Origin of the sequence: Kitasatospora sp. NPDC087314, from assembly GCF_044744365.1 — a bacterium.
Lineage (GTDB): Bacteria > Actinomycetota > Actinomycetes > Streptomycetales > Streptomycetaceae > Kitasatospora.
In genome coordinates, this window is the sequence record NZ_JBIUYE010000003.1 from 355,405 (window position 1) to 369,979 (window position 14,575).

13 protein-coding genes and 2 tRNA genes are annotated in these 14,575 nt (G+C 71.5%); 9 read left to right on the forward strand and 6 right to left on the reverse strand.

Annotated elements, in window-relative coordinates; genetic code table 11:
• Positions 1-9 precede the first annotated feature (9 nt).
• The 3 genes from ACIO5E_RS08095 to ACIO5E_RS08105 all read left to right on the forward strand — a co-directional run bounded on the left by ACIO5E_RS08095 (position 10) and on the right by ACIO5E_RS08105 (position 980).
• A tRNA-Ile gene (locus tag ACIO5E_RS08095) sits at positions 10-86 on the forward strand.
• A 481-nt stretch (positions 87-567) separates the two neighbouring features.
• Positions 568-696: a DLW-39 family protein gene (locus tag ACIO5E_RS08100; RefSeq protein ID WP_014137031.1), complete on the forward strand. Its 129-nt coding sequence runs from the start codon at positions 568-570 to the stop codon at positions 694-696.
• A gap of 211 nt (positions 697-907) precedes the next feature.
• A tRNA-Ala gene (locus ACIO5E_RS08105) sits at positions 908-980 on the forward strand.
• Between the two features lie 103 nt (positions 981-1,083).
• On the opposite strand, the gene ACIO5E_RS08110 is transcribed toward ACIO5E_RS08105, so the two are convergent.
• Positions 1,084-1,854 carry a DUF5324 family protein gene (locus tag ACIO5E_RS08110; RefSeq protein WP_400664909.1) on the reverse strand — a complete coding sequence of 257 codons (771 nt, stop codon included), beginning with the start codon at positions 1,852-1,854 and terminating at the stop codon, positions 1,084-1,086.
• A gap of 193 nt (positions 1,855-2,047) precedes the next feature.
• Between ACIO5E_RS08110 and ACIO5E_RS08115 the strand changes: the two genes are divergently transcribed.
• Positions 2,048-2,896, forward strand: a complete 849-nt coding sequence (locus ACIO5E_RS08115) for a rhomboid family intramembrane serine protease (RefSeq protein ID WP_400664910.1) — start codon at positions 2,048-2,050, stop codon at positions 2,894-2,896.
• A 335-nt stretch (positions 2,897-3,231) separates the two neighbouring features.
• Here the strand turns inward: ACIO5E_RS08115 and crgA are convergent, their stop codons facing one another.
• Positions 3,232-3,480 (reverse strand): cell division protein CrgA, encoded by a 249-nt coding sequence (crgA, locus tag ACIO5E_RS08120; RefSeq protein ID WP_350876761.1) that lies wholly within the window; start codon positions 3,478-3,480, stop codon positions 3,232-3,234.
• Between the two features lie 170 nt (positions 3,481-3,650).
• Between crgA and ACIO5E_RS08125 the strand changes: the two genes are divergently transcribed.
• The 5 genes from ACIO5E_RS08125 to ACIO5E_RS08145 all read left to right on the forward strand — a co-directional run bounded on the left by ACIO5E_RS08125 (position 3,651) and on the right by ACIO5E_RS08145 (position 7,409).
• Entirely contained in the window at positions 3,651-4,415 is a 765-nt protein-coding gene (locus ACIO5E_RS08125; RefSeq protein WP_400664911.1) for a DUF881 domain-containing protein, read from the forward strand.
• A 69-nt stretch (positions 4,416-4,484) separates the two neighbouring features.
• Entirely contained in the window at positions 4,485-4,664 is a 180-nt protein-coding gene (locus ACIO5E_RS08130) for a hypothetical protein (RefSeq protein WP_280673909.1), read from the forward strand.
• Positions 4,665-4,727: 63 nt separating this feature from the next.
• Positions 4,728-5,390 carry an aminodeoxychorismate/anthranilate synthase component II gene (locus ACIO5E_RS08135; RefSeq protein WP_280673910.1) on the forward strand — a complete coding sequence of 221 codons (663 nt, stop codon included), beginning with the start codon at positions 4,728-4,730 and terminating at the stop codon, positions 5,388-5,390.
• 5 nt (positions 5,391-5,395) lie between these two features.
• Complete coding sequence (locus tag ACIO5E_RS08140) at positions 5,396-6,538, forward strand: class E sortase (RefSeq protein WP_400664913.1); 1,143 nt, start codon at positions 5,396-5,398, stop codon at positions 6,536-6,538.
• Between the two features lie 37 nt (positions 6,539-6,575).
• A complete protein-coding gene (locus ACIO5E_RS08145; RefSeq protein ID WP_400664914.1) occupies positions 6,576-7,409 on the forward strand; it encodes a class E sortase in 834 nt (277 codons plus the stop codon).
• A gap of 101 nt (positions 7,410-7,510) precedes the next feature.
• Here the strand turns inward: ACIO5E_RS08145 and pknB are convergent, their stop codons facing one another.
• The 4 genes from pknB to ACIO5E_RS08165 form a co-directional block, all read right to left on the reverse strand.
• A complete protein-coding gene (pknB, locus tag ACIO5E_RS08150) occupies positions 7,511-9,652 on the reverse strand; it encodes a Stk1 family PASTA domain-containing Ser/Thr kinase (protein WP_400664915.1) in 2,142 nt (713 codons plus the stop codon).
• Between the two features lie 259 nt (positions 9,653-9,911).
• Positions 9,912-11,369 carry a peptidoglycan D,D-transpeptidase FtsI family protein gene (locus ACIO5E_RS08155; RefSeq protein ID WP_400664916.1) on the reverse strand — a complete coding sequence of 486 codons (1,458 nt, stop codon included), beginning with the start codon at positions 11,367-11,369 and terminating at the stop codon, positions 9,912-9,914.
• A complete protein-coding gene (locus ACIO5E_RS08160; protein WP_400665354.1) occupies positions 11,366-12,742 on the reverse strand; it encodes an FtsW/RodA/SpoVE family cell cycle protein in 1,377 nt (458 codons plus the stop codon). Before ACIO5E_RS08160 ends, ACIO5E_RS08155 begins: the two co-directional genes overlap by 4 nt.
• Before the next feature lie 160 nt (positions 12,743-12,902).
• Entirely contained in the window at positions 12,903-14,540 is a 1,638-nt protein-coding gene (locus tag ACIO5E_RS08165; protein WP_400664917.1) for a PP2C family protein-serine/threonine phosphatase, read from the reverse strand.
• Positions 14,541-14,575: the final 35 nt, after the last annotated feature.

Genomic DNA, 14,575 nt, shown 5'->3' on the forward strand with positions numbered 1-14,575 from the left:
GTGCGGCAAGGGCCTATAGCTCAGACGGTTAGAGCGCTTCCCTGATAAGGAAGAGGCCACAGGTTCAAGTCCTGTTAGGCCCACCACCGCGAAGGGCCCGGAGTCATGCACTCCGGGCCCTTCGGCGTTTCCCCGGCCGCTCCGGGAACCGCGTGCCCCGCCCGGCTGTTCACCGGGGAAGGGACGTGTGGAGGGATGGTGGCGACGTGGCGGTCTTCTGGGCGATGAGCATTCCCGGACTGGTCTGCGCCCTGGTGGTGCTCGCCGCGCTCGACCAGCTCGCGTTACGGGCGCGCCGGTCGCGCTGGGTGCCGTGGCGGGGGCCCGGCCCACGCGGGCCGACCGTACGACAGGAGGTGCGGCGTCAATCCTTCGCCCGGACTGCCGGGTTGGCCGCAGCGGCGGCTGGTCACGATTGGGACACCGGTGTGTATCATCGGCCGCAAGGGCAGTCTGGCACCCGGCAGCCCGCTCGCGCTCGAAACACAACTGGACTCGTCGGCCCGGTCAGTCCGGCCGGAGCACCGACTCTTGAGTCCACCAACGCAAGAAGGACGAGGTCCCGCGGTGAAGAAGCTTCTCCTGGTCGCCCTGGTCGCCCTCGGCGGCTTCTTTGTCTACCGTCAGGTCCAGGCGGACCGCGCCGAGCAGGACCTGTGGACCGAGGCCACCGACCCGGTTCCGGCCGGTCGCTGAACCCCGGACGATCTGACGATCGACGATCTTCGGAGGCGCCCGAGCGCGCCTCCCGGGCCGGCCGGCCCGGTCATCCGACCGGATCGGCCGGACCCCAGGCACCGCCCGGACGCCGCCTCGGCGGCAGCTCCGGTCGGCCCCGGGGGAGGGCGCTGGGAAAAGCGCCGGAACCCGGTACGCTAGTGCCCGTCGGCACCCGCGGTGCCGTCGAGGGGCATTAGCTCAGTTGGTAGAGCGCTGCCTTTGCAAGGCAGATGTCAGGAGTTCGAGTCTCCTATGCTCCACAGCACGCGCGAAGCGGCTGACCTGCACTGGCGGGTCAGCCGCTTTCGCGTTTCCCGGCTCACGTCAGCATCGACATCGACACGCGCGGGTCTGGGCGCCGGGTCAGTGCGGCTTGCGCGGGTCGTGCGGCTTGGGGTGGTCGTCGTCGGGCTTGCCGGGCTCCGCGCCGGGCCCGGCGGTGGCGGGCGGGGCGCTCTGCGGGCCACCCGCGGCGTCCGGGAAGGTGCCGTTGACCGGTGCCGCGGCCGCCGCGCCGGCCGCGTGCGCGCCCGTGGGCCGGTCGGCCGGGGGCTCGACCAGCCACTCCGGGTTGCTGTGCCGGCGCCACCACTGCCAGGCCAGGACGCCGCTGCCGATCGCCAGCGCGCCGGCCACGGCGAGGCCGGTGGCCCAGCCGTTGCACCGCCCCTTCCTGGCGTTGCGGGCGGCGAGCTCGCTGATCTCGGCCGAGGTGACGTGGCCCTGCAGCGCGGTCAGCGCGGCGGCGCCCCGGGTCTGGGCCTCGTGGGCGACCGGGGTGACGGCGGCACGGGCCTCCTCGACGGCCTGGGCGACCCTGGGGCCGACCGTGGAGCGGGCCTGGTCGGCGGCGCGGCCGGCGGACAGGCGGGCCGCCAGAGCGGCCTCCTGGGCCCGGTGGAAGGCCTTCAGGGCGTTCTGCTGGGCTTCGGGCGGCAGGCTGGCGAAGGCGTGACCGAACTGCGGGGCGAGGTGCCGGTCATAGTGGACACGGAGCCCGTGGGCGGCCTGGGCGGCCTTCGGACCGAAGGCGTCCAGGGCAGGGCCCAGACGGTGCTTGGCGCCGTCCGCGAGCTGCACGGCGGTGTCCCGGGTCTTGGCGGCCGTCTCACGGGCCGAGTCCGAAAAGGTCACGAGTTCTCTCCTCCTGGGTGGCGTCCTTTATGCACATATCCACCTGAATGCTGATCATGCATGCTGATTTGTCCATCAGCATGTCGGAGTGGGCCGTACGCGGGGTTCGGAAGAGGTTCCGGGGGCGCCCGGCGCCGGACCGGCCGCAGTAGGCTGGCGATTTCGGTGGTCGCGTACGGGAAGGGAACACCTCATGCTGACCGGCTGCTACCGGCACCCGCAGACGGCCACCGGGGTCTCCTGCACCCGCTGCGAGCGCCCGATCTGCCCGCAGTGCATGGTGGGCGCCTCGGTGGGCTTCCAGTGCCCGGAGTGCGTCGGGGACGGGCACGCCGGGATGCGGCAGGCGACCACCCGGTTCGGCGGGGCGCTGACGCCGGACGGCGCGCTGGTCACCAGGGCGCTGGTCGGGATCAACGTGGTGGTCTTCGTCCTGGCCGCCTACGTGCTCGCGCCGCGGCTGGGCGAGACCTGGTCGCTGTTCAGCGCCGGGCGGGCCGTCCCGGGCGGCCCGGGCGGCGTGGCCGACGGCCCGGGCCAGTGGTACCGGCTGCTGACCGCCACCTTCGTGCACCTCCAGTGGTGGCACATCGGCATGAACATGCTGGTCCTGCTCTGGCTCGGCCCCGCGCTGGAGGAGGCGCTCGGACGACTGCGCTTCCTGGCCCTCTATCTGCTCTCCGGCCTGGCGGGGAGCGCCTTCGCCTTCCTGCTGGCCGGCAACTGGATGAACACCGTGGGCGCCTCCGGGGCGATCTTCGGTCTGATCGGCGCCACGGTGGTGTCGCAGCTGCGCAGCCGGGGCCCGATCGCCCCGGTGATGGCGTTCCTGGTCTTCAACCTGGTCATCACCTTCGCGCGGACGGACGTCATCGACTGGCGGGCGCACATCGGCGGTCTGGTGGTGGGCGCGCTGACGGCGGCCGGTCTGATGTACGCCCCGCGCGAGCGCCGCGGCCTGGTGCAGGGGCTGGCGGTGACGGGCTCGGCGGCCGTGGTGGCGGCGATGCTGCTGATCGGGATGGCCCGCTACGGCGCGTGACGCCGGGGGGTGTTTGTCCACAGCGGGTGCGGGGTTGTGCACAGGCTGTGCGTCGCCCCGGGTGTGGACTGCTGTTCTACGCGTGTCCTGCTGTGCGGTTTTCCCGTTCCCCGAGGGTTGTGCACAGCTGTGGAAAGTCCGCGGCCGCAAAGTTATCCACAGGCTGGGGAGACTTTTCCCCAGTGTGGATAACCATGTGGATAAGCGTGACAGTCCGATTGTGGGGATAGCCGACCGGTTTCCCGCCCGAGTCCGGGCATGCCTGACCGCCGCCCGGGGCGAGCGATCCGAAGCGGCGGAGGCGGCCCGAGAGGGACCTCAGGAGGAGCGGGGCGTCACTTCCACTGGGTGGAGACGCCGAACCCCGCGGCGATGAAGCCGAAGCCGACCAGGATGTTCCAGTTCCGCCAGCTCTCGACCGGGTAGCTGCCGCTGGTCACGTAATAGGTGACGATCCAGACCAGGCCGATCAGGAACAGTGCCAGCATCAGCGGTGCGACCCAACTGCGGCCCGAACTGATCTTCACCGCGGCCGTCGTCGGCGGGGTGTAGTCGGACTTCTTGCGGAGTCGAGACTTCGGCACGAGGAGCTCTCCTGTCGATGCGCTGTGAGACCGCGCAGAGGTGCAGCGGGGGGTCGGTAGGCGGGTGGTGGGCTGTGCGGAACGCAGGGGACCGCTCCCACACATGCCACCGGCGTCCGTTAGCGTAGTGGCTCGGCGGGTCTTAAGGAGATAAGGGTACGGTGCCTAATTTGTCGATTCCCCCTCGGCCGACCGGTACCCGCCGCTCCGGCACCCGAATTGTCGGACGTGCCCTGACGTGCGCGGTCTTCGCACTCGCCGGACTGCTCTTCTACATCAGCGCGCAGACCGCCCGTGGCACCGACCTGCGGACCGACAACTCGCTGCTGAGCCTCGGCGACGTGATACGCCAGCGCAGCTCGCAGAACCAGCAGGCGCAGTCCCAGCTGGCCGACCTCCAGGCCCGCGCGCAGGAGCTCACCGGACAGCAGAGCGGCAATCCCGCCGACGCGGCCCGACTGGACGGCCTGCGGCTCGGCGCGGCCCTGGAGCCGCTGCAGGGCGGCGGCCTGACCGTCACCCTCAACGACGCCCCGCCGAACGCCACCGCGCGCATCCCGGGCGTCCCCGAGCCGGGCGTCAACGACCTGGTCATCCACCAGCAGGACATCCAGGCCGTGGTCAACGCGCTGTGGCGGGGCGGTGCCGAGGGCGTGCAGGTGATGGACCAGCGGCTGATCTCCACCAGCGCCGTCCGCTGCGTCGGCAACACCCTGCTCCTGCAGGGCCGGGTCTACTCGCCGCCGTACGTGGTCAAGGCGGTCGGCCGCACGGACGGCCTGAAGGCCGCCGTGGACGCCGACCCGACGATCCGCACCTACCTCAAGTACGTCCAGGCCTACGGGCTCGGCTGGAAGGTCCAGGAGAGCGGTGACCTGACCCTCCCCGGGTACTCCGGCACCACCGAGCTGCGGTCGGCGGGCGGGCAGCAGTAGCGGACCGGCCCCGCGGTCGTTGATCCCGGGTCTACTCTTGACCCCAGTCCGCTACGTCGAGGGAGCACCATGTACGGCTGGATCTGGCGTCACCTCCCGGGAAACACCCTGGTTCGCGCCGTCATCTCGCTGCTCCTCGTCGTGGGGATCGTCTACCTCCTCTTCACCTACGTCTTCCCGTGGGCGGAACCGTTGCTCCCCTTCGGTGACGTCACAGTGGACGGCGGCGACGGTGCCGCGGCCGGCTGACCCGGCGGCCCTGCTCCGCCACCCAGCCGACCCCGCCCCGCATCCCACGGAGACCACGCGAGAATGACCACCCAGCCGACCGCGCCCCGCATCCTGGTCGTGGACAACTACGACAGCTTCGTCTTCAACCTGGTCCAGTACCTGTACCAGCTCGGCGCCACCTGCGAGGTGGTGCGCAACGACGAGGTGACCGTCGAGCACGCCGTCCGCCGCTCGGGCGAGGAGGGTTTCGACGGGGTGCTGCTCTCCCCCGGGCCCGGGGCGCCCGAGGAGGCCGGCGTCTGCATCGCGATGGTGCACCACTGCGCGGGGATCGGGCTGCCGGTGTTCGGCGTCTGCCTGGGCCTGCAGTCGATCGCGGTCGCGTACGGCGCGGTGGTCGGCCGGGCGCCGGAGCTGCTGCACGGCAAGACCTCGCTGGTCGAGCACGAGGACGGCGGGGTGTTCGAGGGCCTGCCCTCGCCGATGACGGCCACCCGGTACCACTCGTTGGCGGTCGACCCGGCCACGGTGCCGGACGAGCTGGTGGTCACCGCGCGCACCGGCAGCGGCGTGATCATGGGCCTGCGGCACCGCGAACTCCCCGTCGAGGGCGTGCAGTTCCACCCCGAGTCGGTGCTCACCGAGGGCGGGCACCGGATGCTCGCGAACTGGCTGGCGGAGTGCGGCGACCCACGGGCCGTGGACCGGTCGGCCGGGCTCGCCCCGGTGATCGGCCGGGGCTGAGCGGCGTGACCGCGCTGCGTCCGGAGGGGCGTTACCAGCCGGAGGCGGGCCCGTACGAGGGGCAGCCGTACGGCGGCGCGCAGTACGGCAACGGCCAGTACGGCGGCGCGCAGTACGACAACGGCCAGTACGGCAACGGCCAGTACGGCAACGGACAGCACTACGGCGACCGGCCGTACCCGGGGCAGGGTGCCGCCGAGGACGCCTGGGGCGTGTACGAGCAGGCCGAGCAGCCCGCCGCGTCAGGCCCCGAGTACCCGTGGCTGCCCGACCAGACCCTGCAGCTGCGCCTGCCCCTCGACGTCGGCGGGCCGGTGGCCGAGCCGGCCCCGCCCACCGGCGGCCGGGCCGAACGGCGGCGGGCCGCCCAGGGCCGGACCTCCGTGCGCGCGGGCGTGGGGCGGCGCCGGGCGGCCGGCCGCGGTGCCGGGGCGCGGGTGCGGCCCAAGGAATCCGCGGCCGTGGTGACCGCGCGGCTCGTCGGCGAGCTGTGCATCACGCTCGGCGTGGTCATGCTGCTCTTCGTCTCGTACCAGCTCTGGTGGACCAACGTGCAGGCCGACGCGGCCGCCTCCGGTGCCCGAAACCAGTTGGAGCAGCAGTTCGACGCCGCGCAGGCGCCGCCCCAGCCCGGGCAGCCGGCCCCGGACCCGGCCAAGCCGGAGGCGTTCGAGCCCGGCAAGGGCTTCGCCATCATCTACCTGCCCAAGCTGGGGCTGAAGTTCCCGATCGCCGAGGGCACCTCCAAGCCGGCGGTGCTCGACAAGGGCCTGGTCGGCCACTACACCGGCACCGGGATGCCGGCCGACAAGGCGGGCAACTTCGCGCTGGCCGCGCACCGCAACACCCACGGCGAGCCGTTCCGGTACATCAACCAGCTCGGCAAGGGCGACAAGGTCGTGGTGGAGACCGCCACGGCGTACTACACCTACGAGATCACCGGCGGCATCCCGGAGACCTCCCCCAACAACGTGAGCGTGATCAAGCCGGTCCCCAACGGCGCCGGGTACGCGGGCGCCGGCCGCTACATCACGTTGACCACCTGCACGCCCGAGTTCACCTCCAAGTTCCGCCTCATCGTGTTTGGCAAGATGACCGAGGAACGGCCGCGCAGCCAAGGCAAGCCGGCCGCGATCACGGGCGGGTAGCCGCCCGAGCACCCGGCACAGAGGGGGAGCAGCGGAGATGACGGACGAGACCGCGCAGTGGGCCGAGCCACAGGAGGAGGCCTTCCCGCCGCCCCGGCCCGGCCCGGCGCCCGCCCGGCGCGGCCGCGGCCGCGCGCTGGCCGCGCTCGGCGTCTTCGGCGAACTCCTGATAACTCTGGGCCTGGTGCTCGGTCTGTTCGTCGCCTACTCGCTGTGGTGGACCAACGTGGAGGCGGACCGCTCGGCGGCCACGGCCTCCGGCAAACTGCGCGACACCTGGGCCGCGAGCCCGACCGGCACCCCCTCGGCAGCCCCCGGTGCGACGCCCGGTGCGACGCCCGGCGCGACGCCCGGCGCGACGCCCACCGCGCCGTACGCGGCCGGGGACGCGGTCGGCTTCCTGCACGTCCCGGCGATGGGCAAGGACTACCAGGTGCTGATCCGGATGGGCACCGACAGCGCCACCCTGTCCGAGGGCGTGGCGGGGGTGTACGAGCAGCCCTACCGGGCCGCGATGCCCTGGGACGAGGCCGGCAACTTCGCGCTGGCCGCCCACCGGGACGGCCACGGCGCCAAGTTCCACGACCTGGACGCCGTCCACAAGGGCGCCGCGATCGTCGTCGAGACCAAGGACAAGTGGTACGTCTACCGGGTCGACAACACCCTGCCGGAGACCTCCAAGTACGACACCGGCATCGTCGCGCCCGTCCCGGCCGGCTCCGGCTACGCCGGCCCCGGCCGGTACATCACGCTGACCACCTGCACGCCGGTGTACACCTCGCGCTACCGGATGGCGGTCTGGGGCAGCCTGGTCCGGGTGGACGACGTGGACGCCAAGCGCACCCCGCCGCCGGAGCTGCGCTCCTCCTGAGCTCCGCGGAGAACGCCCGAGGGCCCGTCGCAGTCGTCGCGACGGGCCCTCGGGCGTTCCTGCTCAGGACAACCAGGCCTCAGAACCAGGGGAACCAGGGCTTAGTTGTTTCCCCCTTTGGTGTTGGAGGGTGTCGGGGGGACGGGGGGGAGGGGGTCGCCCCCTTTGGGTGGATCGGCCGGCTTCGTGACGAGCTGCACCTGGGTGTTCGGGTCCAGCTGGGTGCCGGCCGGCGGGTTGGTGTTCATCACGGTGGCGTTCGGGTCCGAGGGACCGGACACCACCGTGAAGCCCAGACCGGCCTTCGTCAGCTGCGAGATGGCATCCGACAGCTTGACGTTCTGCAGCGCCGGGACCTGGGGCTTGTCCTGCATCTTGTAGACCGTCAGCGTGATCTTCGTGTTGGCCGGGGCCTTGGTGCCGGCCGGGACGGACTGCTGGGCGACGGTGTTCACCTTGGTCGGGTCGTTGGTCTGTGTCGTCTTCGAGGCGTCGACCTGGAAGCCCTGGCCCTCCAGCTGGGCCTGCGCGACCTCCTTCTGCGCGCCGACCACGTTCGGCACGGGCAGCTTCGCCTTGCCCTGCGAGACGGTCAGCTTGACCGGTGCGCCCGGGTCGGCCGAGCCGGACGCCGGATCCTGGGCGGTGACCGTCTCCTGCGGGGCGGTGTCGTCGTCCTTGTACTCGGTGGTGACGTTGGTGAAGCCCGCGTCGTTGAACGCCTTCGTCGCCTGGTCCTTGGTCTTGCCGATCACGCTAGGCACCGGCGTCTTGGCCGGGCCCGAGGAGATCTGCACCGTGATGGTGGCGTTCTCGGCGACCTGACCGCCGACCACCGGGTTCTGGGTGCAGACCTGGTCCTTCTTGATGTTGGCGTCCGGGCAGGCGATCTTGTCGCCCTCGGTCACCACGAGCTTGGGACCGGCCGCGGCGGCGGCCGTCTTGGCGTCCGCCAGGCTCTTGCCGACCAGGTTCGGCACGGAGACCTTCGGGGCGTCCTTGGTGCCGCCGTTGCCGTTGAACATGGCCTGGGCCACGAAGAAGGTGCCGACCAGGACCAGCACGGCGGCCACCGCCAGCACGATCCAGGAGGTGTTGCTCTTCTTCGGCGGCTCCTCGCCGCGCCGGCCGCCCTCCCGGCCGTAGCCGTCGTCGGGACCGCCGCCCGCCGGGCCGCCGGCGTAGGTCTGGCCGTAGCCGTCGTCCTGGTAGCCGCCCTGCGGCCCGTAGCCGGGCTGTCCGCCGGCCTGCGGCAGGACGGTGGTCGGGCCGCCGCCGGGCTGCTGCGGGAGCACGTTGGTCTGGCCGTACGGGTCGTGCTGCTGCGGGTAGCCGTTCTGGTCGTAGCCGTACCCTGCGGCGCCCATGCCGTACGCGGCGGCCTGCTGGGCGGCGGCCACCGGCAGGCCGTCGAGGAAGCGCTCGATGTCGTCGCGCATCTCGTCGGCGGACTGGTAGCGGTAGTCGCGGTCCTTGGCGAGCGCCTTCAGCACGATCGCGTCGATCTCGGGGCGCACCTCGGGGTCGAACACGGACGGCGGCTGCGGCTCCTCCCGGACGTGCTGGTAGGCCACCGCGACCGGGGAGTCGCCGACGAACGGCGGGCGGACGGTCAGCAGCTCGTAGAGCAGGCAGCCGGTGGAGTAGAGGTCGGAGCGGGCGTCGACCTGCTCGCCCTTGGCCTGCTCGGGGGAGAGGTACTGGGCGGTGCCGATGACGGCCGAGGTCTGGGTCATGGTCATCCCGGCGTCGCCCATCGCGCGGGCGATGCCGAAGTCCATGACCTTGACGTTGCCCTGCCGGGTCAGCATCACGTTGGCCGGTTTGATGTCGCGGTGCACGATGCCGGCGCGGTGCGAGTACTCCAGCGCCTGCAGGATGCCGATGGTCATCTCCAGCGCGCGCTCCGGCAGCAGCCGGCGGCCGGAGTGCAGCAGCTCGCGCAGGGTGGACCCCTCGACGTACTCCATCACGATGTACGGGATGGAGATGCCGTCGATGTAGTCCTCGCCGGTGTCGTACACGGCGACGATCGCGGGGTGGTTCAGGGACGCCGCGGACTGCGCCTCGCGGCGGAAGCGGGCCTGGAACGACGGATCCCGGGCCATGTCGGCCCGGAGCGTCTTCACTGCGACGGAACGGCCGAGCCGGGTGTCATGGGCGAGGTACACCTCGGCCATGCCGCCGCGTCCTAGGACGCCGCCGAGCTCGTACCTGCCGCCGAGGCGACGAGGCTCTTCCATAGTTCCGACCCTCTCCCTCACCCGCCGGTGAGGTTGTGACGTAGGTGTCCCCGCACGCTCTGGGTGACGCCGCGCGGGCCTCGACCGGTTCTCCGGCAGGGCCGTGCGCCGTCTCGCGGGCGGCAACGGGCACACCCGCTGCTGGCGGATACGCTACCGGTCGTACCGCGCCGGGCCGGAGTCGGCCGTCGGCCGATATCAGACCGGTATCCGGACGAGGGTGCCGATCGTGACATTCGACTCACCACCGGGCCCCTCCCTACTTGCCGAGCACGGCCTGCATCACCGCCTTGGCGATCGGGGCGGCCAGCCGGCCGCCGCTGATGCCGTCGCGGTTGTCGGAGCCGTCCTCGACCACGACCGCGACCGCGACCGACTGGCCGTCGGAGGTCTTGGCCCAGGAGGTGAACCAGGCGAACGGCAGCCCGGCGTTGTCCTCGCCGTGCTGCGCGGTACCGGTCTTGCCGCCGACCTGCAGGCCGGGGATCTTGGCGTTCTTGCCGGTGCCGTTCTCCACCACCGAGACCATCAGGTCCTGCATCTTCTGCGCGGTGCTCGGGCTCATCGGCTGGGAGAACTGCTTCTCGGTGTGCTTGGAGATGGTGGTCAGCGAGGCCGAGCGCTCCTGGTCGACCAGGTACGGCTGCATCAGGCTGCCGTTGTTGGCGATCGCGGCGGAGACCATGGCCATCTGCAGCGGGGTGGCGCGGGTGTCGTGCTGGCCGATCGAGTCCTGCGCGGTGCCGTCCAGGCTCGCGCTGTCCGGGAAGATGCTCTTCTCGGAGCGGACCGGGGTGTCGATCGTGCTGTTGAAGCCGAACTTCTCCGCCTGCGCCCGCATCTTCTCCTTGCCGAGGTCGGCGCCCATCTTGGCGTAGACCGTGTTGCAGGACTGGTCCATGCCGGACTTGAGCGTGGCGTTCTCGCAGCGCTCGGTGGGGCTCTCGTTGTTCAGCACGGTGTTGGTGCCGGGCAGCTTGTACGGGTCCGGGGTCGAGGTGGCGTCGTTGATGTTCTGGTACAGGCCGTTCTCGAACGCGGCGGTCGCGGTGACCAGCTTGAACGTCGAGCCGGGCGGATAGGTCTCCTTCAGCGCCCGGTTCAGCATCGGCTTGTTCGGGTCCGCGTTGAGGTCCGTCCAGGCCTTGGAGTCACCGCTCTCGCTGCCGGCGATGGTGCCCGGGTCGTAGGACGGGGTGGAGACCAGGGCCAGGATCGCGCCGGTCTTCGGGTCCAGCGCGACGGCGGCGCCCTTCTTGTCGCCGAGGCCGTCCCAGGCGGCCTTCTGGGCCTTGGCGTTGATCGTCGTGACGACGTCGCCGCCGCGCTTCTGCTCGCCGGTCAGCATGTCCAGGGTGTTGCGGAAGAACAGCCGGTCGTCGGTGCCGGAGAGGATGCCGTCCTCCAGGCTCTCCAGCTGGTTGGATCCGAAGACCTGGGAGGAGTAGCCGGTGACCGGGGCGTACATCGGGCCGTCGGTCCAGGAGCGCTTGTACTTGTAGCGCAGGCCGTTGACGAAGTCGGACTTCGTGACCGGCTGACCGCCGACGATGATGTTGCCGCGCGGGTGGGCGTAGCGGTCGTACTGCTGGCGCTTGTTGTTCTTGTTGGTGGCCCAGGACTCGGCCTGGACGCCCTGCACCCAGTTGGTGCGCACCATCAGGGCCAGGATCAGGACGAGGCAGAAGATCGAGACCCGGCGGATCGGCTTGTTCATCGGGCGGGTCCTCCCTGGCCCTCGGTGGCCGGGGCCGGTTCGACCCCGGGTCGTCGCGCGCTGTCGCTGATCTTCAGCAGGATCGCGATCAGCGCCCAGTTGGCGACCACGGACGAACCGCCCTGGGCGAGGAACGGCATGGTCATACCGGTCAGCGGGATCAGTCCGGTGACGCCGCCGGCCACGACGAAGACCTGGATCGCCATCGCCGAGGCGAGGCCGACGGCGAACAGCTTGCCGAACGGGTCGCGGGCGGCGAGGGCGGTGCGCAGGCCGCGCTGCACCAGCAGCGCGTACAGCAGGAAGATCGCCATCAGGCCGGCCAGCCCGAGTTCCTCGCCGAACGAGCCCAGGATGAAGTCGCTCTTGGCGGCGAAGTTGATCAGCCAGGAGCGGCCCTGGCCGAGGCCCGAGCCGGTCACCCCGCCGGAGCCGAGCGCCATCAGCGACTGACCGATCTGCTCGGTGGCGCCCTTCGGCGGGTGCGGGCCGAAGGCGGCCATCGGGTCCAGCCAGGCGTCGATGCGGACCTTGACGTGGCTGGTGGTCATGGCGACCGCGACCGCGCCGCCGACCGACATCAGCAGGCCGAACAGGATCCAGCTGGTCCGCTCGGTGGCGACGTAGAGCATCACCACGAACAGGCCGAAGAACAGGAAGGACGTGCCGAGGTCGTTCTCGAAGATCAGGATCAGCAGGCTGAGCAGCCAGATGACGACGATCGGGCCGAGGTCGCGGCCGCGCGGCAGGTACAGGCCCATGAAGCGGCGGCTGGCCAGCGCCAGCGCGTCCCGCTTGACCATCAGGTAGCCGGCGAAGAACACGGTCAGGATGATCTTGGCGAACTCGCCGGGCTGGATGGAGAAGCCGCCCAACCGGATCCAGATCTTGGCGCCGAAGTCCTCCGCCCGGGCCGGGAAGAAGGCCGGCGCGGCGAGCAGGACCAGGGCCGCCACCATCGAGATGTACGTGTAGCGCTGGAGCACCCGGTGGTCCTTCAGGAAGACCATCACGGCGATGAACAGCCCGATCCCGAGGGCCGACCAGATCAGCTGGTTCCGGGCTGCCGGGAAGTTGGCGGTCAACAGCTTGCCGGCCTTGTCGAGCCGCCAGATCATCACCACGCCGAGCCCGTTCAGCAGGGTGGCGATCGGCAGTATCAGCGGGTCCGCGTACGGCGCGAAGCGGCGCACCAGCAGGTGTGCGATCAGGGCCAGCGCGCCCATGCCGAGGCCGTAGCCGAGCATGCCGGCGGGCAGTGCGGAGTCCATCGCGAGGCCCACGTTGGCGTACGCGAGGATCGGCAGCACGACGGCGAAGGCCAGCAGGGCCAGCTCGGTGTTGCGCCGGTTCGGCGTGCCCTGCGGGGAGATGGTGGTGTTGCCCCGGCGTCGGCCGGTGGCGCGCTCGGCCGCCGTCCGGCGTCGGCCGGCCCGGCCGGAGTCGCCGCTCAGGTCGTAGGTGCTCACGTGGTGACCGCTCCCTGACGGCCGGCAGCCCCGCTCGGGGCGGGCCTATGTCGGATCACGGAGGTCACTGCTTCGGGCAGGAGTCGGCCCGGCTGCGCTCCTCCTCGGTCAGCCCGGGCAGCTCGCCGGCCGAGCCGGTGTTCGGCGCGGTGGCGTTCGGCGCGGGGGCCGGCGTGCTCGGGGCGGTCGGGGTGGGGGTGGCCTGGGGGGTGCTGGTGGGGGCCGCCGCCGCCGGGCCGCGGGTCTTCTCGCCCGGGGTGGGCGTGGCGGCCAGGAACGTGGCGTGGGTGGCCTGGGTCGTCTGGGGGGTGCCCTGCGCGGCCGGGTTGGCCCGGGCGTCGGCGACCTTCTTGCAGAGCTTGACCCAGCCGTCGAGCTCCTGGACGGTCGTGTTGGCGTCGTTCAGGCTGCCGACCGAGATGGTCTTGCTGAGGTGGCCGCGCTGGTCCTGCGGCAGGTACCGGAGCTCGACGTCCTTGTACGAGGTGTGCACCGAGGACAGGCTCAGGCCGGCCAGGTTCTGGTTGATGCCCTGGTAGACCGCGACGTGGTCGCCGTCCTCGCCGACGTAGTACTGGTCCTGGGTCCACTGGTAGCCGAAGAACCCGGCGCCGCCGAGCAGGCCGAGGGTGACCAGGACGGCGAGCGAGACGGTGAGGCCCCGGCGCCTGCGCTTCGGGGGCGCCTCCTCGTCGAACTCCTCGGTGCCGTACACCGAGGGCTCGCCGGAGCCGTAGCCGTCGTACTCCCCCTCGTAGCCCTCGGCGGGGCCGAAGCCGCCCTGGGCGGCGCCGTAGCCGGCCTCGTAGCCCTCGGCCGGGCCGAAGGCGCCCTGCGGGGCGCGCCCGAGGCCGGCCGCGCGGCCGGCCGGGGTGTCGGCGATCGAGCGGTCCGCGGCGGTCGAGGACGGCGGGGTGTCGGCGACCGCGCCGACCACCACCGGGACGTCGTTGAACTGGCCGCTCATGGTGTCCGTGGCACCGACGTCGATGACGTCCGCCACGATGCAGGTGATGTTGTCCGGACCGCCGCCGCGCAGCGCGAGCTGGATCAGCTCCTGCACGGTCTGCTCGGGCGAGTAGTAGCTGCCGAGGGTGTCCTGGAGGGTCTGGTGGCTGACCGGGCCGGAGAGGCCGTCGGAGCAGATCAGGTAGCGGTCGCCGGCGCGGACCTCGCGGATCGACAGGTCGGGCTCGACCTGGCCGCGGCCGTCGAGCGCCCGCATCAGCAGTGAGCGCTGCGGGTGGGTCTCGGCCTCCTCCGGCGTGATCCGGCCCTCGTCGACCAGGCGCTGCACCCAGGTGTGGTCCTGGGTGATCTGCACCAGCGAACCGTCGCGCAGCAGGTAGGCGCGGGAGTCGCCGACGTGCACCAGGCCCATCCGCTGGCCCGTCCAGAGCATGGCCGTCAGCGTGCAGCCCATGCCCTCCAGCTGCGGGTCCTCCTCGACCATCTGCCGGAGCCGGTCGTTGGCGCCCTGGACGGCGTTGCCCAGCAGGGTCAGCAGGTCGGCGCCCGGCACGTCCTCGTCCAGCCGGACGATCGAGCCGAGCACCTCGGAGGACGCGACCTCGCCGGCCGCCGCGCCGCCCATGCCGTCGGCCACGGCCAGCAGCCGCGGCCCGGCGTAGCCGGAGTCCTCGTTCCCCTCCCGGATCAGTCCCTTGTGGGAGCCGGCGGCGAAGCGCAGCACCAGGGTCATGCGACCTGTGCCCCCCTCTGGGTCATGGACGGGAT